27 protein-coding genes and 1 tRNA gene are annotated in these 23,441 nt (G+C 43.6%); 25 read left to right on the top strand and 3 right to left on the bottom strand.

The features are described 5' to 3' along the window. Nucleotide 1 precedes the first annotated feature (1 nt). From uvrA to ES017_RS06960, 24 genes are all read left to right on the top strand, one after another. Entirely contained in the window at nt 2-2,854 is a 2,853-nt protein-coding gene (gene uvrA / locus ES017_RS07070; RefSeq protein ID WP_075039268.1) for an excinuclease ABC subunit UvrA, read from the top strand. 74 nt (nt 2,855-2,928) lie between these two features. After that, entirely contained in the window at nt 2,929-3,258 is a 330-nt protein-coding gene (locus ES017_RS07065; RefSeq protein ID WP_021093717.1) for a magnetosome magnetite crystal formation protein family, read from the top strand. Beyond that, nucleotides 3,255-3,452 carry a PspC domain-containing protein gene (locus ES017_RS07060; RefSeq protein ID WP_021093716.1) on the top strand — a complete coding sequence of 66 codons (198 nt, stop codon included), beginning with the start codon at nt 3,255-3,257 and terminating at the stop codon, nt 3,450-3,452. The genes ES017_RS07065 and ES017_RS07060 overlap by 4 nt, the downstream gene beginning before the upstream one ends. Beyond that, complete coding sequence (locus ES017_RS07055) at nt 3,449-3,793, top strand: phage holin family protein (RefSeq protein ID WP_042535042.1); 345 nt, start codon at nt 3,449-3,451, stop codon at nt 3,791-3,793. The genes ES017_RS07060 and ES017_RS07055 overlap by 4 nt, the downstream gene beginning before the upstream one ends. 79 nt (nt 3,794-3,872) lie before the next feature. Then, a complete protein-coding gene (gene hprK / locus ES017_RS07050; protein ID WP_021093714.1) occupies nt 3,873-4,808 on the top strand; it encodes an HPr(Ser) kinase/phosphatase in 936 nt (311 codons plus the stop codon). Nucleotides 4,809-4,822: 14 nt separating this feature from the next. Further along, entirely contained in the window at nt 4,823-5,632 is an 810-nt protein-coding gene (lgt, locus tag ES017_RS07045) for a prolipoprotein diacylglyceryl transferase (RefSeq protein WP_075039266.1), read from the top strand. A 13-nt stretch (nt 5,633-5,645) separates the two neighbouring features. Beyond that, complete coding sequence (locus ES017_RS07040) at nt 5,646-6,581, top strand: nucleoside recognition domain-containing protein (protein WP_075039265.1); 936 nt, start codon at nt 5,646-5,648, stop codon at nt 6,579-6,581. Next, nucleotides 6,571-7,227, top strand: a complete 657-nt coding sequence (gene ppaX / locus ES017_RS07035) for a pyrophosphatase PpaX (RefSeq protein ID WP_021093711.1) — start codon at nt 6,571-6,573, stop codon at nt 7,225-7,227. The genes ES017_RS07040 and ppaX overlap by 11 nt, the downstream gene beginning before the upstream one ends. After that, a complete protein-coding gene (locus ES017_RS07030) occupies nt 7,214-7,702 on the top strand; it encodes an acyltransferase (protein ID WP_021093710.1) in 489 nt (162 codons plus the stop codon). The genes ppaX and ES017_RS07030 overlap by 14 nt, the downstream gene beginning before the upstream one ends. A gap of 154 nt (nt 7,703-7,856) precedes the next feature. After that, nucleotides 7,857-9,035: an ATP phosphoribosyltransferase regulatory subunit gene (locus tag ES017_RS07025; RefSeq protein WP_021093709.1), complete on the top strand. Its 1,179-nt coding sequence runs from the start codon at nt 7,857-7,859 to the stop codon at nt 9,033-9,035. Next, nucleotides 9,035-9,676 (top strand): ATP phosphoribosyltransferase, encoded by a 642-nt coding sequence (gene hisG / locus ES017_RS07020; protein WP_165551134.1) that lies wholly within the window; start codon nt 9,035-9,037, stop codon nt 9,674-9,676. The genes ES017_RS07025 and hisG overlap by 1 nt, the downstream gene beginning before the upstream one ends. Continuing rightward, entirely contained in the window at nt 9,666-10,943 is a 1,278-nt protein-coding gene (hisD, locus tag ES017_RS07015) for a histidinol dehydrogenase (RefSeq protein ID WP_075039264.1), read from the top strand. The genes hisG and hisD overlap by 11 nt, the downstream gene beginning before the upstream one ends. Next, nucleotides 10,940-11,527, top strand: coding sequence for an imidazoleglycerol-phosphate dehydratase HisB (gene hisB, locus ES017_RS15765; RefSeq protein WP_075039263.1), 588 nt, complete (start codon nt 10,940-10,942; stop codon nt 11,525-11,527). Before hisD ends, hisB begins: the two co-directional genes overlap by 4 nt. Beyond that, nucleotides 11,528-12,160, top strand: coding sequence for an imidazole glycerol phosphate synthase subunit HisH (hisH, locus tag ES017_RS15760; RefSeq protein ID WP_021093705.1), 633 nt, complete (start codon nt 11,528-11,530; stop codon nt 12,158-12,160). After that, nucleotides 12,160-12,888, top strand: a complete 729-nt coding sequence (gene hisA, locus ES017_RS07005) for a 1-(5-phosphoribosyl)-5-[(5-phosphoribosylamino)methylideneamino]imidazole-4-carboxamide isomerase (protein ID WP_021093704.1) — start codon at nt 12,160-12,162, stop codon at nt 12,886-12,888. The genes hisH and hisA overlap by 1 nt, the downstream gene beginning before the upstream one ends. Further along, nucleotides 12,885-13,643 (top strand): imidazole glycerol phosphate synthase subunit HisF, encoded by a 759-nt coding sequence (gene hisF / locus ES017_RS07000; RefSeq protein ID WP_075039261.1) that lies wholly within the window; start codon nt 12,885-12,887, stop codon nt 13,641-13,643. The genes hisA and hisF overlap by 4 nt, the downstream gene beginning before the upstream one ends. Further along, nucleotides 13,640-14,254, top strand: a complete 615-nt coding sequence (gene hisIE / locus ES017_RS06995; RefSeq protein WP_021093702.1) for a bifunctional phosphoribosyl-AMP cyclohydrolase/phosphoribosyl-ATP diphosphatase HisIE — start codon at nt 13,640-13,642, stop codon at nt 14,252-14,254. The genes hisF and hisIE overlap by 4 nt, the downstream gene beginning before the upstream one ends. A gap of 83 nt (nt 14,255-14,337) precedes the next feature. Continuing rightward, complete coding sequence (locus ES017_RS06990) at nt 14,338-15,780, top strand: tetratricopeptide repeat protein (protein ID WP_021093701.1); 1,443 nt, start codon at nt 14,338-14,340, stop codon at nt 15,778-15,780. 93 nt (nt 15,781-15,873) lie between these two features. Next, nucleotides 15,874-16,821, top strand: a complete 948-nt coding sequence (gene trxB, locus ES017_RS06985) for a thioredoxin-disulfide reductase (protein ID WP_035062832.1) — start codon at nt 15,874-15,876, stop codon at nt 16,819-16,821. Between the two features lie 233 nt (nt 16,822-17,054). Beyond that, nucleotides 17,055-17,513, top strand: coding sequence for an NUDIX hydrolase (locus tag ES017_RS06980; RefSeq protein WP_042894406.1), 459 nt, complete (start codon nt 17,055-17,057; stop codon nt 17,511-17,513). A gap of 17 nt (nt 17,514-17,530) precedes the next feature. Next, nucleotides 17,531-18,421, top strand: a complete 891-nt coding sequence (rapZ, locus tag ES017_RS06975; protein ID WP_021093698.1) for an RNase adapter RapZ — start codon at nt 17,531-17,533, stop codon at nt 18,419-18,421. After that, nucleotides 18,418-19,383, top strand: coding sequence for a gluconeogenesis factor YvcK family protein (locus ES017_RS06970; protein WP_021093697.1), 966 nt, complete (start codon nt 18,418-18,420; stop codon nt 19,381-19,383). Before rapZ ends, ES017_RS06970 begins: the two co-directional genes overlap by 4 nt. A gap of 12 nt (nt 19,384-19,395) precedes the next feature. After that, nucleotides 19,396-20,358: a DNA-binding protein WhiA gene (gene whiA, locus ES017_RS06965; RefSeq protein WP_021093696.1), complete on the top strand. Its 963-nt coding sequence runs from the start codon at nt 19,396-19,398 to the stop codon at nt 20,356-20,358. A gap of 20 nt (nt 20,359-20,378) precedes the next feature. Further along, nucleotides 20,379-20,636 carry an HPr family phosphocarrier protein gene (locus tag ES017_RS06960; RefSeq protein WP_035062829.1) on the top strand — a complete coding sequence of 86 codons (258 nt, stop codon included), beginning with the start codon at nt 20,379-20,381 and terminating at the stop codon, nt 20,634-20,636. Between the two features lie 27 nt (nt 20,637-20,663). On the opposite strand, the gene clpP is transcribed toward ES017_RS06960, so the two are convergent. Then, a complete protein-coding gene (gene clpP / locus ES017_RS06955; protein ID WP_075039260.1) occupies nt 20,664-21,299 on the bottom strand; it encodes an ATP-dependent Clp endopeptidase proteolytic subunit ClpP in 636 nt (211 codons plus the stop codon). Between the two features lie 168 nt (nt 21,300-21,467). Here clpP and ES017_RS06950 point away from each other — a divergent pair. Continuing rightward, nucleotides 21,468-21,539, top strand: a tRNA-Arg gene (locus ES017_RS06950). 140 nt (nt 21,540-21,679) lie between these two features. On the opposite strand, the gene ES017_RS06945 is transcribed toward ES017_RS06950, so the two are convergent. Continuing rightward, the gene (locus ES017_RS06945) at nt 21,680-22,813 is read right to left on the bottom strand and encodes a tyrosine-type recombinase/integrase (protein ID WP_171334930.1); all 1,134 of its coding nucleotides are present in this window, start codon (nt 22,811-22,813) and stop codon (nt 21,680-21,682) included. A 58-nt stretch (nt 22,814-22,871) separates the two neighbouring features. Next, nucleotides 22,872-23,384 (bottom strand): ImmA/IrrE family metallo-endopeptidase, encoded by a 513-nt coding sequence (locus tag ES017_RS06940; RefSeq protein WP_171334929.1) that lies wholly within the window; start codon nt 23,382-23,384, stop codon nt 22,872-22,874. Between the last annotated feature and the right edge of the window lie 57 nt (nt 23,385-23,441).

Here is a 23,441-nt window from a genome sequence, read left to right as displayed (position 1 = left end):
AATGGATCATATTGTCGTCAAAGGAGCGCGTGCGCACAATTTAAAAAATATTGATGTCGTCATTCCGCGCAACAAACTTGTTGTTTTGACGGGGTTATCTGGCTCTGGAAAATCATCGCTTGCGTTTGACACCATTTATGCGGAAGGACAACGGCGCTATGTCGAGTCGTTATCGGCGTACGCCCGCCAATTTTTAGGGCAAATGGACAAACCGGACGTCGATTCGATTGAAGGGCTGTCGCCTGCCATTTCCATTGACCAAAAAACGACGAGCCGCAATCCGCGTTCAACGGTCGGAACGGTGACGGAAATTTACGATTATTTACGTTTACTGTTTGCGCGCATCGGTCGCCCTGTTTGTCCAACGCATGGCATTGAAATTACGTCGCAAACGATTGAACAAATGGTTGACCGCCTTATGCAATATCCAGAGCGGACGAAGATGCAAATATTAGCGCCTATCGTTTCCGGACGAAAAGGGACGCATGTGAAAACGTTAGAAGAAATAAAAAAACAAGGGTATGTGCGCGTTCGCGTCGACGGAGAATTGCGTGACGTATCGGAAGACATCGTGCTTGAGAAAAATAAAAAACATTGTATTGAAGTCGTCGTAGATCGCATTGTGATGAAAGAAGGTATTCAGTCACGCCTTGCCGATTCGCTTGAAACGGCGTTAAAGCTTGCAGAAGGCAAAGTGCTCGTCGATGTGATCGGACAAGAAGAATTGTTATTTAGTGAACATCATGCTTGTCCGCATTGCGGCTTTTCAATCGGCGAACTAGAGCCGCGCCTATTTTCATTTAACAGCCCGTACGGCGCATGTCCATCATGTGACGGATTAGGGGCAAAGCTTGAAGTCGATCTCGATTTAGTCATTCCTAATAAAGAGCTGACGCTTCGTGAACATGCGCTCGCTCCATGGGAACCGCAAAGCTCGCAATATTATCCGCAATTGTTAGAAACGGTATGTCGACATTACGGCATCGATATGGACGTGCCTGTAAAACAGTTGCCGAAAGAACAGCTCGACCTTTTATTGTACGGATCAAATGGCGAAAAAATATATTTTCGTTATGAAAACGACTTCGGTCATGTGCGTGAAACGTATGTGGAATTTGAAGGGGTCGTGCGCAACGTTGAACGCCGTTATCGTGAAACGACGTCCGATTACGTACGGGAGCAAATGGAAAAATATATGACCGAACAGCCGTGTCCGACGTGTCATGGCAACCGTTTGAAAAAGGAAAGTTTAGCTGTGTTCGTTGGCGGCAAACATATTGGCGAAGTGACAGCGATGTCGGTGAACGAAGCGTTAACGTTTTTTGAAACGCTTCACCTAACGGAAAAAGAACAAAAAATCGCCCATTTGATTTTACGTGAAATTGTTGAACGGCTCGGTTTTTTAAAAAACGTCGGACTCGATTATTTAACGTTAAATCGCGCTGCAGGAACGCTTTCGGGAGGAGAAGCGCAACGCATTCGACTAGCGACGCAAATTGGCTCGCGCTTAACGGGTGTATTATACGTGTTAGACGAACCTTCTATTGGTCTTCATCAGCGCGATAACGATCGATTAATTGCGACATTGCAAAGCATGCGCGATTTAGGGAACACGCTCATTGTCGTTGAGCACGATGAAGATACGATGCTTGCGGCAGATTATTTAATTGACATCGGGCCGGGAGCCGGAGCACACGGCGGACAAGTCGTTGCCGCTGGAACACCGGAAGAAGTAATGAACGATTCGCATTCATTAACGGGCCAATATTTATCAGGGAAAAAATTTATTCCGCTTCCGATTGAACGGAGAAAGCCAGACGGTCGTTGGCTTGAAGTAATCGGGGCGCGAGAAAACAATTTGAAAAACGTCGATGTTCGCATTCCGCTCGGACTGTTTGTTGCGGTGACAGGCGTATCCGGTTCAGGAAAAAGCACGCTCATTAATGAAATTTTGCATAAAGCGTTAGCGCAAAAATTACATCATGCGAAAGTGAAGCCGGGAGAACATACAGACATTCGCGGCATCGACTATTTAGATAAAGTGATCGACATTGATCAGTCGCCAATCGGGCGGACGCCGCGCTCGAACCCTGCGACATATACAGGCGTCTTCGATGATATTCGCGATTTATTTGCGACGACGAACGAAGCGAAAATGCGCGGATATCAAAAAGGGCGGTTTAGCTTCAATGTAAAAGGCGGTCGTTGTGAAGCGTGCCGCGGGGATGGAATTATTAAAATTGAAATGCACTTTTTGCCTGATGTGTACGTGCCGTGTGAAGTATGTCACGGGAAACGGTACAACCGCGAAACGTTGGAAGTGAAATATAAAGATAAAAACATTGCGGAAGTGCTTGATATGACAGTCGAAGAGGCGTTGACGTTTTTCGAAAATATCCCGAAAATTAAACGAAAGCTACAAACGCTTTACGATGTCGGGCTTGGCTACATGCAACTCGGGCAGCCGGCCACGACGCTTTCTGGAGGCGAGGCGCAGCGGGTGAAGTTAGCATCGGAGCTACATCGCCGTTCAACAGGAAGAACGTTATACATTTTAGACGAACCGACAACGGGTTTGCATGTTGATGATATTGCCCGTTTATTAAACGTTTTACAGCGGCTCGTTGAACAAGGGGATACGGTGCTCGTCATCGAACATAACTTGGACGTCATTAAAACGGCAGATTATATTATCGACCTTGGACCAGAAGGTGGAGATGGCGGCGGACAAATCGTTGCGGCAGGTACGCCAGAACAAGTTGCACAAATAGAGCAATCATATACAGGACGGTACTTACTACCGATTTTACAACGCGACCGCGAACGCATGCGTCAACGTATACCGAGCGTATAATGCGCTCGGTTTTTTTACGAAACTTTCTTTTCCATCAATCGTATATATAAGTAAAGGGAAAGGGGAAGATATGGATGGAAGGAAATAAATTGCTTGCGGCGTTATGTTATTTCAGTGTATTTTTTGCTCCGTTTTTATTTCCGATTATCGTTTATTTTGTCACGAAACATGAACGAGTAAAAGAGCATGCGAAAAAATCATTATTGTCTCATCTCATCCCTATTGCGATTGTCATGATAGCGTTTGGATTGTTTTTTATATTCACAATCGTTGGAGTAGACGGATGGATCGGCCTTCCGTTTATCGGGATCGTTGTTGGCGGCATTGTACATGTGATTGTCATTGTTTGGAATGTTATAAAAGGTATACAAGTGATACAGGAAGCGGGAGGGATATATGAATGAAAAAGCTTGTGCGACCTCGTCATCATCGCATGGTTGCGGGCGTGTTGAGCGGATTAGCAGCTTACATGAACATGGATGCAACCGTCGTTCGTTTATTGTTTGTCGCGTTATTATTGATTACCGGCGTCATGCCGTTTGCGATTTTATATGCGCTTGCAGTGTTAATTATTCCAAGTGAGGAGAACATTGTATGAGATGGGTTGCACATATCGCAATCAACGCTGTTTTATTGCTGGCGCTAGCCGGATATTTTGACTCCATTTATTTATCAGGCGTTGGGGCAGCGCTCGTTGCCAGTGTCCTTTTGTCTTTTCTCAATACGTTCGTTCGACCGCTACTTGTTTTACTAACGCTTCCTGTCACTGTATTGACGTTTGGATTGTTTTTGTTCGTCATTAACGCAATCACATTAGCGATGACAGCATGGCTCATGGGAAGTTCGTTTCAAATTGGCGGCTTTCGTACTGCATTATTTGCATCGCTTGCTATTTCTTTATTTCACTTAATCATTGAGTCAGTGAGAAAAGAAAAGTAAAACGTTCCGCTTCGTGCGTGAGCGTTTTTATTTTTACGTGAAAGTGTTACAATGAGAAAAGGAAGAAGGAGGGATTCATATGCCGAAAGTGCGGACAAAAGATTTAATTGATGAGTTTCAATTTGAACTTGTAAGCGGGGCGGAAGGGATTCATCGCCCGATTACAACGAGTGATTTATCTCGTCCGGGCATTGAAATGGCCGGCTATTTTGCATATTATCCAGCGGAACGTGTACAATTGCTCGGCATGACAGAACTATCGTTTTTTGAACGATTAACACCTGTAGAAAAGCGATTGCGCATGGAAAAGTTATGTACCGATATTACCCCTGCGATTATCGTCTCACGCGGATTAGAAGTGCCAAAAGAACTGATTGAAGCATCAGAGAAAAAAGAAGTGCCGGTGATGCGTTCAACGATGAAGACGACGCGGCTTGCTAGCCGTCTGACAAACTATTTAGAAAGTAAGTTAGCACCGACGACAGCTGTGCACGGTGTGCTCGTCGATGTGTACGGTGTCGGCGTGCTCATTACAGGGAAAAGCGGTGTCGGAAAGAGTGAAACGGCGCTTGAGCTCGTGAAGCGCGGACATCGCCTCGTGGCAGATGATTGCGTCGAAATTCGCCAAGAAGATGAAAATTTGCTCATTGGTAGCGCACCAGAGCTGATTGAACATTTACTTGAAATTCGCGGACTTGGCATCATTAACGTCATGACGCTATTTGGAGCAGGAGCGGTGCGCCCGCATAAACGTATTTCGCTCATCATTGATTTAGAATTATGGGATCCAAACAAACAATACGATCGTCTCGGTCTTGAAGAAGAAAAGGTAAAAATTATTGATACGGAAGTGACGAAATTAACGATCCCTGTTCGCCCGGGACGAAATTTAGCGGTCATTATTGAAGTGGCGGCGATGAATTTCCGTCTAAAACGGATGGGCGTGAATGCGGCGGAAGAATTTTCTGCTCGTCTGGCGGATGCGATTGGCGATGCGGAACACGATTATGAATGAGAGGATGAGTAGGAATGTTCATGCATATTGAACCGCTCGATCGCGTTTTTTTCCAGATCGGTCCAATTACAATTTACTGGTACGGCGTCATTATTGCGACGGGTGTATTGCTTGGACTTTGGCTAGCTACGCGAGAAAGCGAGCGGTTAGGTATACGAAAAGAAACGTTTGTTGATCTTGTATTAATTGCTGTGCCGATTGCGATTTTATGCGCACGTGCGTATTACGTTATTTTTCAATGGGACTACTATTCCAAACATATAAGTGAAATTCCGCAAATTTGGCACGGTGGCTTGGCCATTCATGGCGGTTTAATTGGTGCAATTGTGACAGGTGTCATTTTTGCGAAAAAGCGAAAATTGTCGTTTTGGAAATTAGCTGATATTGCAGCCCCGAGCATTATTTTAGGGCAGGCGATCGGACGTTGGGGCAACTTTATGAATCAAGAGGCGCACGGTGGGCCGGTGTCGCGTGCGTTTTTAGAAAGTTTACATTTGCCAGATTGGATCATTAATCAAATGTACATACAAGGGCAATATTATCATCCGACATTTTTATATGAATCATTATGGAACATGCTCGGTTTTCTCCTTTTGCTTGCGTTGCGGAGAAGAAATTTAAGGCGGGGGGAGTTATTTTTCACGTACATCATTTGGTATTCAATCGGGCGCTTTTTCATTGAAGGATTGCGGACGGATAGTTTAATGTTGACTGAAACGATTCGTATGGCGCAGTTTATTTCACTGTTGCTTATTGCATTTGCGGTTGGAATGATCGTTTTGCGCCGCATGCGCGGCTTAGCAAACGAGCGGTACAACGATTAAGGGGGAGAGCGGCATGTTTCAAAGGGGTTTGTTTGTTGGATTGAAAACGACATGGACGCTCGGAAAAGTCATTTTTCCGATTACCGTCATTGTAACATTGTTACAATATTCCCCCGTTTTACCTTGGGTGACAAACATGTTGACGCCGATAATGCGTTGGATCGGTTTACCGGGGGATGCTGCACTCGTTTTAGTGCTCGGCAATTTTTTAAATTTATACGCTGGCATTGGTGCGATGTTAACGATGGATTTAACAGTGAAAGAAGTGTTTATTTTGGCTGTCATGTTGTCGTTTTCGCACAATATGCTCGTTGAGTCTGCCGTTGCCGCGCAAGTCGGTGTTCGTGTTTGGTGGACGGTTGTGGTTCGCGTCGGGTTAGCGTTTAGTGCTGCTTGGCTCATTCACGTCTTATGGGACGGCGGACAACAAATGGCGAAATATGGACTTGTACCACAGGCTTCAACAACGCCGAATACGTGGGGAGAAATCGTTTGGATAGGAGTGGAAAGAGCGTTATACGGCATTGGACAGCTTGCGTTGATCATTATTCCATTGATGATTGCCATTCAAGTGTTAAAAGAATTAAGGTGGCTTGATACGTTTTCGAAATGGTTATCTCCGTTTGCGCGCTTACTCGGCATTCGTGAAAATGCATCGCTGACGATGGCGGCAGGTTTATTGTTCGGGCTCGCTTATGGCGCGGGCGTGATGATTCAAGCGGTAAAAGAAGATGGAGTGTCTAAAAAAGATTTAACGTTAACGTTTTTATTTTTAGTGGCGTGCCATGCGGTTGTAGAAGATACGTTATTGTTTGTGCCGCTTGGCATTCCCGTCTGGCCACTTCTTGTCATTCGGCTCGTCACAGCTATTTTATTAACGGCTACACTTAGTTTTATTTGGAATCAAATCGAACATCGAAAAAGAAAGGAAGCAACGTATGAATATTAATACGATTTTGTTTGACTTAGATGGAACGCTTATTAATACGAATGACTTAATTATTGAGTCATTTTTGCATACGCTCAACCACTACTATCCAAATCAATATACGCGCGAAGATGTGCTCGCTTTTATTGGTCCGCCGTTGCGTGATACGTTTGAAGCAATCGATCCAGAGCGCGTCGATGAAATGATTGAAACGTATCGGGCGTTTAACCATGCCCATCATGATGCGTTAGTGAAAGAATATGAAACGGTATATGATACGGTACAAACGTTACACGAACAAGGGTTTAAACTCGGCATTGTGACGACGAAAATTCGTCATACGGTCAATATGGGATTGAAGTTAACAAAGTTAGATTCGTTTTTCGAATGCATTATTACGCTTGATGACGTTGAACATGCGAAACCGCATCCGGAACCGATTGAAAAAGCGCTCTCTTGTTTACAAGCGAAGCCGGAAGAAACGTTAATGGTTGGGGATAATCACCATGACATTTTAGCAGGAAAACAGGCGGGGACAAAAACGGCAGGAGTGGCTTGGACGATTAAAGGACGCGAGCATTTAGCAAAATACGAGCCGGATTTTATGCTTGAGAAAATGAGCGATTTGCTAAGTATTTTAGGGGTGACTGGCGTTGAGAAAAACTGAACGCCATGCTGTACAAGGGGCAAACTCTTTATGGCAGCTATATCGAACCGTTTCATTTTGGAAAGTATTGAAAAATGTCATCGTCATTTTGATCGGGCGGTATACTCCTTTTTTTCCGCTGAAAAACTGGTTGTATCGCACGTTTTTACGCATGGAAATCGGCGAACATACAGCGCTCGCGTTCATGGTGATGCCAGATATTTTGTTCCCAGAAAAAATTCGCATTGGCAATAACACAATTATTGGCTATAATACGACAATTTTAGCGCATGAATATTTAGTGAACGAGTATCGGCTTGGGGACGTCATCATCGGCAACGATGTCATGATTGGAGCCAATACAACCATTTTGCCGGGTGTCACGATCGGGGATCGTGCCGTTGTTTCCGCAGGCACGCTCGTACATCGCGATGTGCCGGCTGGCGCATTTGTTGGCGGCAATCCGATGCAAATCATTCGTCTTAGCGAACGCTAAGGCGTTTTTTTATTAATCATAGAAAGGATTCAAATCGAAAAACATCGAATGAGTTTGTAGTTGACGAAACGAAAAACGGAGAGTAAACTACAAATAACAAGCTTTACTTTGCTAATATATTAGCGAACTAAAGTAAAAGAAGGACGGGACGAAAATGAGAGTATTTATGTTTGAGAAGCCGCTCGGCATGCGGGATACGTTGCCGGATGTATATAAAACAAAACGTCTGTTGCGCGAAGCGATGATGGCAGAAATCGAAACGTGGGGATATTCGTTTATTGAAACGCCGACGTTAGAATATGACGAAACGGTTGGAAAGGCATCGGCTATTTTAGATCAGCAACTATTTAAGCTGCTTGATCGTGAAGGACATACGCTCGTATTGCGTCCAGATATGACTGCCCCCATCGCTCGTTTAGCGGCATCGAAGCTGTATGAGGAAGGTTGCCCGCTCCGTTTAGCGTATGCAGCAAATGTATTTCGCGCTCAACAGCGGGAAGGAGGACGACCGGCAGAGTTTGAGCAAGTAGGTGTGGAATACATCGGAGACGGCACGATGTATGCCGATGCGGAAGTCATTAGTTTAATGATTTTTGCGTTAAAGCGGGCAGGGCTACGTGATTTTACGGTAACGATTGGTCATATTGGTTACGTTGATGCGTTGTTTTTTGATATTTTGCGTCAAGAACAACGAGTAGAAACGTTACGTCGCTTTTTATATGAAAAAAATTATGTCGGTTATCGAGAGCATGTCAAGTCATTGCCGCTTTCTTCGATTGATCGCGATCGCCTTTTACGCCTTTTAACATTACGAGGTGGAAAGGAAGTCGTTGCAGAAGGAAAAGCATATGCGACGACAGAAGCGGAGCGACGCGCTCTTGATGAATTAGAACAATTATGGACGTATGTTGACCAGTATGGCGTTACCGATATGGTGAAATTAGATACGAGCTTAGTGAGCCATATGAGCTACTATACTGGTGTTCTTTTTGAAGTGTACGCCAAAAACGTTGGATTTTTACTTGGAAATGGTGGACGATACGATGAATTGCTAGCGAAATTTCATCGTCCATCACCTGCGACTGGTTTTAGCGTGCGGCTCGATCGTCTGATGGAAGCGATTGGGGAGCAACAGCGTGGAGAAAAAACGACGTGCATTATTTTTAGTCAAGAACGTTTCACTGAGGCATATGCGAAAGCAGCGGAAATGAGGCGAAAAGGAGAAAACGTTGTATTGCAGCACATCGCAGGTATTCAAAATATGGATCAATTTACTGCATCGTTTGATGATGTCGTGTACGTATTAGGGAAGCGCGGAAAGGATGAACAATGATGCTGACGGTTGCGATGCCAAAAGGACGTATTTTTACGGAGGCGCTCGTATTGTTAAAACGAGCCGGATATGACATTCCTGATGATTTAGAACATTCACGAAAATTGATGATTGACGTGCCGAACGAGCAGCTGCGCTTTATTTTAGCAAAGCCAATGGACGTAGTGACATATGTGGAACACGGGGTTGCCGATGTCGGCATTGCTGGGAAAGATGTGCTTCTTGAGGAAGAGCGTGATGTGTATGAAATGTTAGATTTGCGCATTAGCCCTTGTTATTTGGCGGTGGCAGGGCTACCGAACACGCGCGTTCATCCGATCGCCCCGAGAGTCGCAACAAAGTATCCAAATATCGCATCGACATATTTTCGTGAACAAGGGGAACAAGTGGAAATTATTAAACTAAATGGTTCTGTTGAATTAGCACCGCTCATTGGTTTAGCGGAACGAATCGTCGACATTGTTTCGACAGGGCGAACATTAAAAGAAAATGGGCTCATTGAGCTTGAACGAATTGTTCATGTAACGTCGCGTTTTATTGTCAATCCAGTAAGTTATCGTATGCAAGATCGGGCGATTGAACATATGGTTGATCGTTTAACATATGCGATTGAGAAAGCGGGGGAGAGCAATGAGAATTGAACGTGTACAAGGGACGGTTTCGCTTCGGCGGACGATTGAAAGCGGAACGGAAGAGCAAAGACAAGCGGTGAAGCGAATGATTGATGAGGTGCGAAATAACGGAGATGCCGCGCTAAAAAAATATACGGAAATGTTTGACGGCATTTCACTTCATACGCTAGCAGTTACGCAAGAAGAAATTGAAGAAGCGTATTGGCTCATTGATGAAGAAATTGTTCATATTATTCGCGAAGCGGCACAAAACATTCGCGAATATCACGAGCGGCAACGCGCGACGTCATGGTTTATGACGCGCGAAGATGGAACGATTCTCGGACAAAAAGTAACTCCGCTTGATGCGGTCGGTTTATATGTGCCGGGCGGAACAGCGGCTTATCCGTCATCGGTACTGATGAATGTCATTCCTGCGCAAGTGGCTGGAGTAAAGCGTATCGTCATCGTTTCCCCGCCAAATGAGCGTGGAACGTTGCCGGCTGCTGTGCTTGTTGCGGCATGTGAGCTCGGCGTTCAAGAAATATATAAAGTTGGTGGCGCTCAAGCGATTGCTGCATTAGCGTACGGCACGGAGACGATTGAGCCGGTCGATAAAATTTTTGGACCTGGAAACATTTATGTCGCACTTGCGAAAAGGGAAGTGTTCGGCCAAGTCGACATTGATATGATTGCGGGACCGAGTGAAATTGTTGTGCTAGCGGATGAGACGGCAAAGCCGAATGAAATTGCGGCGGATTTATTATCGCAGGCGGAACATGATGAACGAGCGGTTAGCATATTTGTTACCCCGTCTTTACAGCTTGCGTTAAAAGTAGAAGAAGAAGTCGAAAAGCAATTAGCTACCCTCCCGCGAAAAAACATCGCACAAAAAGCAATTCGCGATTACGGTGTCATTTATGTGACCGATACGATGAAGCAAGCGATCGATGTCGTAAACGAATTAGCGCCAGAACATTTAGAAATTATGACGGCCGAGCCGTTTGAGCAATTAAGTGACATTCGACATGCAGGTGCGATATTTTTAGGCCCGTACAGCTCTGAACCGGTTGGAGATTATTTTGCGGGAACGAATCATGTATTACCGACAAATGGGACCGCCCGTTTTTCGTCTGGGCTAACAGTTGATGCATTTATGAAAAAATCAAGCATCGTGTTTTATAGCAAGCAAGCATGGCAACAACATGTGGAAAAAATTGCGGCATTTGCGCGGTTAGAAGGGCTTGAAGCACATGCGCGAGCAGTAGAGGAACGGTTGAAAAGGAGAGAAAAATAATGCGAACAGCGACAATTAAACGAGTGACAAATGAAACACAAATTGAGCTTACGTTTGCGATTGATGGGGAAGGAAAAGCAGAGTTAGAAACAGGGGTACCGTTTTTAACACATATGCTTGATTTATTTACAAAGCATGGACATTTTAATTTGTCTGTTCATGCGAAAGGAGATACGCACATTGACGATCATCATACGACAGAAGATATCGGTATTTGTTTAGGGCAAGCGATTCGAGAAGCGCTCGGTGATAAAAAAGGGATCAAACGATACGGAAATGCGTTCGTTCCGATGGACGATGCGCTTGCCCAAGTCGTGATTGATGTAAGCAATCGTCCACATCTCGAGTTTCGCGGTCAGTTTCCAAGTGAAAAAGTAGGGACGTTTGATGTCGAGCTTGTGCACGAATTTTTATGGAAGTTAGCGTTAGAAGCACGAATGAATGTACACGTCATCATTCATTACGGTCGCAATACGCACCATATGATTGAAGCAGTATTTAAAGCGCTCGCTCGTGCACTCGATGAGGCAACGATGATCGATCCGCGCGTAAAATCGGTACCGTCGACGAAAGGGATGTTGTAAATGATCGGCATCATTGATTATGGAATGGGAAATTTATATAGCGTCAGTAAAGCGTTAGAACGGCTAAACGTACCGTATATTGTTGAAAGTGATCAAAATCAATTGCGCCAAGCAGATGGCTTCATTTTACCGGGTGTTGGATCATTTAAAGATGCGATGCACATTTTAGCAGAAACGAAGCTTGATTCGTTTATTCACGAACAAGTAGCGAAAGGAAAGCCGATTCTCGGCATTTGTTTAGGCATGCAACTGTTGTTTGAAGAAAGCGAAGAAAATGGTTTGACGTCTGGGTTAAAGTTGCTTCCAGGTCGCGTCGTTCGTTTTAGCGGTATGACAAAAGAGGGAAAACGGTATAAAGTGCCACATATGGGATGGAACGAGCTCATTTTTCATCAACGATCTCCGCTTTTCGATGGTGTTGAGCGAGGGCACGTATATTTCGTTCATTCGTATTATGTGCAAACGAATGAACCAACGGTTGTGTTAGCTAGCGCCCAATATGATGTGGAAGTTCCTGCAGTTGTTGGACGTAGCACAATATTTGGTACACAATTTCATCCCGAGAAAAGCGGAACGCTCGGTATGCGTCTATTGCAAAACTATGCGAGGATTGTAGAAAGGGAGAGGGGCTAATGTTTACTATTTATCCAGCGATCGATATGCGCGGTGGGAAGTGCGTTCGCCTTATACAAGGAGATTACAGTCAAGAAACGGTATACGGTCATTCCCCGGTTGAAATGGCTCGTTCGTTCGTTTCGCAAGGTGCGACATGGATTCATATGGTCGATTTAGATGGGGCGAAAGAAGGTAGACGAGTGAATGATACATTCGTCGTTGAAGTAGCAAAGACGCTTGGGGTGAACGTTCAAATTGGTGGTGGCATTCGTACGGAAGAAGATGTCGCATATTATTTAGAGCGAGGTGTGGCGCGCGTCATTTTAGGGAGCGCAGCCATTTCAAATCCTCCATTTGTGAAAGCGATGCTTCGCACATATGGTGAGCGCATTGTCATCGGCATTGATGCGAAAAATGGGTTTGTTGCGACAGAAGGATGGACGCATACATCAACAATCGATGCTGTTGAGCTTGGCAAACAGCTTGCGGAAGCTGGGGCGGAAACGTTTATTTTTACTGATATTGCGACAGATGGCATGTTATCAGGACCAAATATCGACGCGGTCGTTCGGCTAGCGAAAGAAACAAACAAACGTGTCATTGCCTCCGGAGGCATTCGCTCGCTTGATGATTTATGCTCCTTAAAACAATTTGAAAGCGATGGAGTATGTGGAGCGATTGTCGGCAAAGCGTTATATACAAATCAGTTTACAGTCGCTGAGGCGTTAAAGGCGGTGGGGAAATGATTACAAAGCGCATTATCCCTTGTTTAGATGTGAAAGATGGTCGCGTCGTGAAAGGTGTGCAATTTGTTTCCTTGCGCGATGCGGGCGATCCGGTTGAGCTTGCGCGCGTATACGATGAACAAGGGGCGGACGAGCTTGTTTTTTTAGATATTTCTGCGTCACACGAAGGTCGAAAAACGATGGTAGACGTCGTGCGCCGTGTTGCTGCTCAGCTTGCGATTCCGTTTACTGTCGGAGGGGGAATTCGCACATTAGAAGATATGAAAACGATTTTGCGTGCGGGTGCGGACAAAGTGTCTGTCAATACATCGGCATTGTTGCGTCCCGAGCTTATTACAGAAGGAGCGCAATTTTTTGGTTCGCAATGTATTGTTGTGGCGATTGACGCAAAGTATGATTCAACGATGCAGTCGTGGCGCGTCTATACGCATGGCGGTCGACGCCCAACAGATTGGGAAGTCGTTGACTGGGCGAAAGAGGCTGTGAAGCGCGGGGCAGGAGAAATTTTATTAACAAGTATGGATCGCGATGGCGGAAAAGATGGCTTTGATTTAGATTTAACGAAACGAGTAAGTGAAGCGGTGCCCGTCCCTGTCATTGCATCGGGAGGAGCGGGGTGCGCTCAACATTTTGTTGATGTGTTTCAAATGGCTCAAGCGGATGCGGCATTAGCAGCCTCGATTTTTCATTATAAAGAAACGTCTGTCCAACAAGTGAAACAGTACGTGCGCGAAAAGGGGGTAAACGTTCGATGAATATTCGATTTAATGAGCAAGGGCTTGTGCCAGCCATCGTACAAGATGCGCACAGTAAAGAAGTGCTGACATTAGCATATATGAACGAGCAATCGCTACAAAAAACGTTAGAAACGAAAGAAACATGGTTTTACAGTCGCTCGCGACAAGAGCTATGGCATAAAGGGGAAACGTCCGGAAACGTACAAAAAGTGGTTGATATTCGCTACGACTGCGATGCAGATGCACTTCTTATTCTTGTTGAACCAAAAGGACCGGCATGCCATACGGGAGAATATTCTTGTTTTCATCATCGGTTGCAAGATGAAAAGCCTGTTGCTAAACGAGATCGTTTTGCGGTGCTAAATGTGTTAGAATCAGTCATTGCGGAGCGTGAAGCGAAGCGTCCTGAAGGATCGTACACAACATATTTATTTGAAAAAGGAATCGATAAAATCGCAAAAAAAGTTGGGGAAGAAGCAGCAGAAGTCATTATTGCGGCAAAAAACCGTTCAAAAGAAGAACTGCGATGGGAAGTAGCCGATTTATTGTATCATTTGCTCGTTTTGTTGCGTGAACAGCGCGTGTCGCTCGATGATGTGCTTTCTGTATTAGCGGAGCGTCATCGGTAACGCTTTTTCGCCCATCCATGTTGTTCTGGAGCGAAAATGTGGTATACTTTCTTTCGGTGAAAGAAATCAACATGGAGGGTTCGATGGAAAAACATTTGCAAAAACGTGTCGGAAAAGTCATTCCGTTTATTCAAGACGGTACGTACTTTTTTAATAAAGGATTAGCATGTTATCGTCGCCGTGATTTGCATAAAGCGAAAGCATATTTGCAACGGGCGGTACAACTCGAGCCAGAACAAAGCACATTTGCATGTCAATTGGCGATTGTATTGTCAGAATTGGGGGAATATGCGCAATCGAACGAATGGTTATTGCGCGTTATTGAACGTGATGACGATTTAACGGAATGCTTTTATTTTTTAGCAAACAACTATGCCCACTTAGGGTTATTTGGCGAGGCGGCGAAGTATGCTGAACAATATATGGAGCGCGAGCCAGACGGGGAATTTGCGGAATATACGCTCGATTTATTAGATATTTTAACGATTGAACAAGATGATGATGAGTGGCTCAATTATGACGAGATGTTAATAAAACAAGAACGGGCTCGTTCGCTCCTTGAAAAAGGTGAATTTCAGGAAGCGATTGCTTTGTTTGAAGAAATGATTGAACAACATCCAGAAAATTGGGCCACTTACAACAATTTAGCGCTCGCTTATTTTTATCAAGGCAATGTCGGGAAGGCACGGCAAACGATCGAATACATTTTAAAGCAAAATCCAGGAAATTTACATGCGCTTTGCAATGATGCGGTGTTTTCGTATTATTTACAGGAACAAGAGCGATTGTTTTTACTCACTCATTCGTTGCAAAACGTATATCCGATTTCACTTGAGCACCGTTATAAGCTTGGAGTAACGTTTGCGATTGTTGGACGCTATGACTTAGCTTTTCAATGGTTCCGTCAATTACAACGGCGCGGCTTTGAAGGAGATGCACCGTTTTATTATTGGTATGCATATGCTGCATATCATATGGGATATCGCACGTTAGCGGAGTCGATGTGGCAAAAATTAATTGCGCTTCATCCAGATAAAAAAGGAAGCGAGCCTTGGCGCTATCGTGAACAGACGATTGAGCATATTCAATCGCTATTTGAAAAGCAAGATATAGCTTCTTCATTTTATGCGCTATATTTAATCAGCAAATCGTTTATAGCAGACGATTGTCCGTTTCCAAAGCAATCGTGGTCTCATCCGCTTTTACAACAGTGGAGCGATTATGTATATGGAAATGAATTTCAAAAACCTATGGTAGATGCGCACCGCATTGTTACGTTACTTGTTCAACATAACGGTTTTGAATACGAGCCTTTATATATTGCTTGGTTTTCTTTTTTTGTTCAGGCGATGAGGGAAATCGATTCATTTTCCAATCACGAGGCATGGGCAGCGGCATTTGAATATATGTTTCGTAAACATCGTGGTGAGCGTGTGACGCAGCGCATGCTTGGAGAGCGTTACGGGGTGTCAGTAGCAACGGTTGGAAAGTATGCGAAAATCATTAAACAACAGTGGCACGAATGAGCAAGTTAATAGACCCTTTTGCTTTGTTGTATTACGATAGAGATAGGAAACAATAAAATGAACAGTCATGTATGCAGAAAGGGTGAAAGAAACGTGTCACAAGAAAAAATTTATGATGTCATTATTATCGGCGCAGGTCCGGCGGGAATGACGGCGGCGGTGTACACTTCGCGGGCGAATTTATCGACGCTTATGCTTGAGCGTGGAGTTCCTGGGGGTCAAATGGCAAATACAGAAGAAGTAGAAAACTATCCGGGATATGACCATATTCTTGGACCCGAATTGGCGACAAAAATGTTTGAACATGCGAAAAAATTTGGTGCTGAATATGCATACGGCGATGTGAAAGAAGTGATTGATGGCGAACAATATAAAACGGTTGTAACAAGCAACCAACAATATAAAGCGCGTGCGATTATTATTGCGACAGGAGCGGAGTATAAAAAGCTTGGCGTTCCTGGTGAAAAAGAGTTAGGGGGACGCGGCGTTTCATATTGTGCGGTATGTGACGGAGCGTTTTTTAAAGGGAAAGAGCTTGTCGTCGTTGGCGGTGGAGACTCAGCTGTTGAAGAAGGCGTATATTTAACACGTTTTGCGAGCAAAGTGACGATCGTTCATCGCCGTGACCAGTTGCGTGCACAAAAAATTTTACAGCAACGGGCGTTTGCAAATGAAAAAATTGATTTCATTTGGAATCATACAGTAAAGCAAATTAACGAAAAAGATGGTCGTGTCGGCAGCGTGACGCTCGTTCATATGCAAACAGGGGAAGAGCGTGAGTTTCCATGTGACGGTGTGTTTATTTACATCGGTATGGTGCCATTAACAAAGCCGTTTGTTTCACTCGGCATTACGAACGAAAATGGCTACATTGAAACGAACGAACTGATGGAAACAAAAGTGGCTGGCATTTTTGCGGCGGGAGATGTTCGTGAAAAGTCGCTTCGTCAAATTGTTACGGCAACAGGAGACGGAAGTATTGCGGCACAAAGCGCACAACATTACGTGGAAGAACTAAAGGAAAAGCTTAACATTAAGTAATAAAAACGTAATGTTGCTTTAATTGAACTGTAACACGCTTGAAACAATAAAAGAGTATGATAAAAGTAAGTAATTGACCCCCTTTTTATATACACTTGTTGGCACGGGCTTTCGTCCCGTGCTTTCTTTTTTACGTGATGAAAACGTTTCAAAATTTATACTTTGTGACCGTTTGTAAGAAATAGTATAATGAAAAAAACATATTCATTATTGAGTATTGAGGTGAACGGACGTTGCAACGAGTAACGAACTGCGTATTAGTAAAAGACGGACACGTTCTTTTGTTGAAAAAGCCTCGGCGTGGCTGGTGGGTAGCACCGGGGGGGAAAATGGAACAAGGGGAATCGGTACGAGAAGCTTGTGTGCGTGAATATCGCGAGGAAACAGGCATTTATATTAAAAATCCTCAATTAAAAGGGGTATTTACATTTGTCATGAAACGAGGAGAAGAAGTCGTTTCAGAGTGGATGATGTTCACGTTTTTTGCGGAACATTTTGAAGGTGAAAACGTATTACAATGTGAAGAAGGAGAACTTGCTTGGCATCCCATTGAGCACATTCCAACGCTTCCGATGGCGCCGGGCGATTACCATATTATTGATTATGTCATTAAAGGAACAGGAATGATGTATGGTACGTTTACGTATACAGAGGAATTTGAGTTGTTGTCTTACCGACTTGATCCGAATTAAAGAAAGGGGAGAGGAAGATGAGCACAGGTTCAGCACATGTTCAAATGGTTATTATTACAGGGATGTCGGGGGCAGGAAAAACGGTAGCTATCCAAAGTTTTGAAGACTTAGGTTATTTTTGTGTCGATAATTTACCGCCGACATTGTTGCCGAAGTTTCTTGAATTAATTCGAGAATCAGGAAATAAAATGAATAAAATTGCACTCGTCATGGATTTGCGGAGCCGTGACTTTTTTGACCGTCTTTTTGCGGCGTTGGATGATTTAGCGGAAACATCATGGGTAACCCCACAAATTTTATTTTTAGATGCAAGCGATGCGACGCTCGTCAGCCGCTATAAAGAAACGCGCCGTTCTCATCCGCTTGCGCCAAGCGGGTTGCCGCTTGAAGGGATTAAGTTGGAGCGCGAGTTGCTTGAAGAATTAAAAGGGCGCGCACAAATGATTATTGATACGTCCAGCTTAAAACCGCGAGAGCTGCGTGAAAAAATTGTTCAAACATTTGCAACGCCAGCAACGACCACTTTTTCTGTCAATGTCGTTTCATTCGGGTTTAAATACGGTCTACCGATTGATGCTGATCTCGTTTTTGATGTCCGCTTCTTACCAAATCCGCACTACATTGAACATATGCGCCCAAAAACAGGATTAGATGAAGAAGTGTCATCTTACGTATTAAAGTGGACGGAAACGCAAAAATTTATTGAAAAAGTCACAGATTTGTTGGCGTTTATGCTTCCGCACTATAAACGAGAAGGAAAAAGCCAAGTGGTGATTGCCATCGGATGTACAGGTGGACAGCATCGTTCTGTTACGTTAGCGGAGTATATCGCGCGCCATTTTGCAGACGAATATACAACGCACGTGTCACATCGAGATATTGCAAAAAGAAAGGATACGCACCGATGAAAAAAATTGTTGTCATTGGTGGGGGAACAGGTCTCCCTGTGTTGCTTCGTGGGTTAAAGCAATATAATGTCGATTTAACAGCGATCGTGACCGTTGCAGATGACGGCGGAAGCTCGGGAAGATTGCGCGACGAACTCGATATGCCCCCGCCTGGAGATATTCGAAATGTGCTTGCTGCGCTTTCTGATGTGGAGCCACTCATCGTTGAACTGTTTCAACATCGTTTTGAAAACGGAAATGGGTTATCAGGTCATTCGCTCGGTAATTTAATTTTAGCGGCGATGACGTCTATTACGGGCGATTTTGTGCATGCAGTTCGTGAAATGGGGAAAGTGTTAAATGTGCGCGGAAAAGTGTTGCCAGCAGCGAATGAAAGCGTTGTGTTGCATGCGGAAATGGAAGATGGGACGATTGTATCAGGGGAGTCGAAAATTCCGTATTCCGGAAAAAAAATAAAACGTGTATTTTTAACTCCCGCAAATATTGAACCGCTCGAAGAAACGATTATGGAATTGCGGTCGGCTGATTTAATTGTCATCGGTCCCGGGAGTTTGTATACAAGCATTTTACCGAACTTACTCGTTCCTAAAATTGGCGAAGAGGTATGTCAATCAAAAGCGAAAAAAGTATATATATGCAACGTCATGACCCAAGCAGGAGAAACGTTAAACTATACGGCGAGCGATCATGTGAAAGCGCTGTATGATCATATGGCGTGTGCATTTTTAGATGCAATCATTGTAAACGATGCGCCGATTTTGCCAGAAACAAAAGAACGGTATGCAAAAGAATGGGCTGCACCAGTCGTTTGTGATACGGAAAAGTTAGAGGCGCTCGGTTTACAAGTCATTTGTGATGCGATCATCGATGAGCGAGATGGAACGGTGCGTCACGATACAAAAAAAGTAGCGGCGTTGCTCGTTTCGCTCCTTGCACCTCCTTCGCACGGCACATATTCATAGGAGGTGAGATTGTTGTCGTTTGCATCGGAAACAAAAAAAGAATTGACGAATATCGAAGTAAAAACGTGTTGTTTAAAAGCGGAATTGTCCGCCTTAATTCGAATGAACGGTTCGATTTCGTTTTCCAATCGCCGTTTATTGTTAAATATTCAAACGGAAAATGCCGCGATTGCAAGGCGAATTTATACGTTATTAAAAAAAGGGTACGACGTAGCGGTCGAACTACTTGTTCGTAAAAAGATGCGCCTGAAGAAAAACAACGTGTATATTGTACGCGTGGTAGAAGGGACGCATGAGTTATTGTCAGATTTAAAAATTATGGAAGAAGGATTTTCTTTCGTCCGTTCCATTTCACCAGAGCTTGTGCAAAAAAAATGTTGCAAGCGCTCGTATTTGCGTGGTGCCTTTTTAGCAGGGGGATCCGTCAACAATCCGGAAACATCGTCTTATCATTTAGAAATCTTTTCATTGTATCGTGAGCATAACGAATCGCTTTGTGAACTGATGAACACGGCTTTTCATTTACATGCCCGCACATTAGAAAGAAAAAAAGGATTTATTACGTATTTAAAAGAAGCGGAGAAAATTGCCGAGTTTTTAAGCGTTATCGGAGCACATCAAGCGTTACTGCGATTTGAGGATGTGCGCATCGTCCGCGACATGCGCAATTCTGTCAATCGTCTTGTCAATTGCGAAACGGCGAACTTAAACAAAACGATTGGCGCAGCGTTACGCCAAGTTGAAAACATTCGTTATATTGACGAAACGATTGGACTTGATCAACTGCCAGAAAAACTTCGTGAAATTGCAAAATTGCGCATGGAATATCAAGATGTAACATTAAAAGAACTTGGGGAAATGGTTACGGGAGGAAAAATTAGCAAATCTGGTATTAACCATCGTCTGCGCAAATTAGATGAAATTGCAGAACGGCTTCGCGCCGGTCAGCCAATTGATTTTCATAAATCTTTATAAAATTATAGGAGGAATACATGATGGTAGAAAAACAAGTGGAAGTACGCCTAAAAACAGGATTACAAGCGCGCCCAGCCGCGTTGTTTGTTCAAGAAGCGAACCGCTTTTCAGCTGACGTTTATATCGAAAAAGACGGAAAAAAAGTAAATGCAAAAAGTATTATGGGTGTTATGAGTTTAGCGATTCATACAGGGGCGGTCATTACGATTTATGCGGATGGATCCGATGAACAAGAAGCGTTAAACAAGCTTGTGCACTATGTTGAACAAGAAGCATAATAAAAAAAGGCGGGCATGCCGCCTTTTTTATTTTTCGTCAACGCGTGTTAATACGCGGTCAATTAAACCGTACTCTTTTGCTTTTTCTGCTGTCATAAAGTTGTCGCGGTCTGTGTCGCGCTCAATGACTTCGATCGGTTGTCCTGTATTTTCAGACAAAATGCGGTTTAATTTATCACGTAAGAATAAAATGCGTTTTGCCGCAATTTCGATTTCTGTCGCTTGACCTTGTGCGCCACCAAGCGGCTGGTGAATCATAATTTCACTATTTGGCAATGCGAAACGTTTTCCTTTGGCACCTGCTGCAAGTAAAAATGCACCCATGGAAGCCGCCATACCGATACAAATGGTCGATACGTCTGGCTTAATAAATTGCATCGTATCGTAAATCGCCATGCCCGCTGTAATCGATCCACCAGGGCTGTTAATGTAAAGAGAAATGTCTTTCTCAGGATCTTCAGCTGCTAAAAATAAAAGCTGAGAAACGATCGAGTTGGCAACATGATCGTCAATTGGGCTTCCTAAAATAATGATGCGGTCTTTTAATAAACGGGAGTAAATGTCATAGGCGCGCTCCCCGCGGCTCGTTTGTTCAATAACTGTAGGAATTAAGTTCATACTCTTCCTCCTCCGATCATTCGTTTTTTTATGTACTTTTATCATACAAAAAAGGTCAATAAAGGTCAAATGAAATCCCTTTTGCTTATATGTATTCGTGTTTTTGGTTCATCATCCCTTCTTTCATCGTTTCCGCTTTCCGAAATTTTAAACGTCATGGCTATTGCATTTTTTTTTCTTCTTCACTATAATGGTAAGTGCATTTATCTTTATGCCCTCGTAGTGTAGTGGATAGCACGAGAGATTCCGGTTCTCTTAGCGTGGGTTCGAATCCTGCCGAGGGCGTTTTTTTTATCTCGATGGTTCAGATTAAAAATCATCAAACCCTTGATACGACTGCGTTTGCGGTCGTTTTTTATTTTTCGAAAATCCGATTGAAAACGATAGAATTCGAAAAAATTTTGCACGAATTTTGCACGGCTTTTTTATTTTGCATTGTACAATTCTATCATCGTTAAGTCTACTTGTCGGGACTCTTTTTGTTCCATCTCATCTAAAATGTGCGAATATGTTTGCAAGGTGGTTACAATATCTTTATGGCCAAGCCGTCTGGACACATACTTAATGTTTATCCCCTTGTATAAAAGCATAGAAGCGTGCGTATGGCGCAGTCCGTGGCAGGTGATAGGTTTAACCCCAACCTTTTTACATAACGCTTGTAGCGTCTTGTTTACCGCGTTATTTGTGATGACTTCCATTTTCGTGTTAACGAACACTAAGTTCTTTGAATTTCGCAATCCAGTTTTCATCGCCAACTCGTTTTGGTGTTTCCGCAGCTCTTTTAGCATGTTTAACGTTTCGTCATCAATCGTAATCGTTCGTTTTGAATCAAAAGTCTTCGTGTCGCTAAAATCATGTTTATCTTTAAAGTCCCACGTTTTATTGATTGTAATCGTTTTGTTTTTAAAATCAACGCAATCCCATGTAAGTCCCATAATTTCAGAGAACCGTGCACCGGTGGCAATCGCGAACAGAATGATGTATCTGGAGATGTATTTTGGCTTCATGTCTTTTTTAACTTCGACTACCAGCTTTTTTACTTCATCGAAATTAAGGTACTTTAATTCCTCTGATTTTGTTTCTAATTCGCCTTTTATAATGACTTTATATGTCGGATCGCGCGTAATAATTCCGTCCTCGATCGCGTCCCGGAGACACGATTTAATGTACGTGTGCCGTTTCTGGACCGTCGCCGTCGTGTGGTTTTTGCTGATTTCGTTAATAAATTTTTGGTACATGTCACGTGTAATATCTTTCAATTTTACGCCAGCGAAATGTTCTTCGACCAACCGGACGGATAATTCGATATTTCGTTCATGCGCCAAGCTGTATTTCCCTTTCTTATACACCTCATACCAATTCCGCATATACTCCGAAAACAGCTGATCGCCAGCGTTGATGTCGTATCCTTTGTGTAATTGTTTTTCTAGCTCCGCAGCAGCCAATTCTGCTTCTTTTTTGGTACGAAATCCTCCCTTCGTTTTCGTTTTGTATTGCCCATTTTCTTTGTATGAAACACGATAACGCCAACCGTTTTTCATTTTTTGAATGCTGGCCATATGTATTCACCCCTTTCTTTATCATTTTAAGCGTTTTGTCGTCCGGTGCTGGTATAATTCAAGCAAAACACATAAAGTGATTGCTAAAGCATGAATGATTGACTAATATGCGATTTTGAATTTGTGTTAAGCGCTCTTCGCATAACTTTGGTGTCACCTTAAACATGTGAGCCATCTGCTCGATTATGTATCGCTCATTCCAGTCGATGAAATCAAGCATGTGATATGGAATAGCTGCGTATTTCGTGAAGAGCTTTGCATCGCGTTCTTGAAGTTCACGGAACGCCTCTGGCATCATACTCTGCACGCCAACGTGGCGAAGAATATGACACAACTCATGAAAGAAGGCTTCGCGCTTCTCTTCTTTCGACAATCGGGAATCGACGACGATGCAGCGGAATCGCCCGAAAACTTGATGCGTGGACGGAAACGGTTTCTCACGCAAGAAAATATTCATCCGTCGCGCTATGTATTCAATGTCAATATGTGATGGATGGAAGATGCCGAGACGTTGGTATAAGTTTGTTACCCAATCTTCAAGCGCTGTTGTGTAGTAATGACATAATTGCATAAAATCCCCTCCCTAGAGGAGATTATACGAACAAATGTTTGTTTTGGCAAGAAAAAG

This window comes from Anoxybacillus sp. EFIL (assembly GCF_013096955.1).
GTDB classification, from domain to species: domain Bacteria; phylum Bacillota; class Bacilli; order Bacillales; family Anoxybacillaceae; genus Anoxybacillus; species Anoxybacillus ayderensis.
This window is presented reverse-complemented; position numbering and strand designations above follow the sequence as displayed.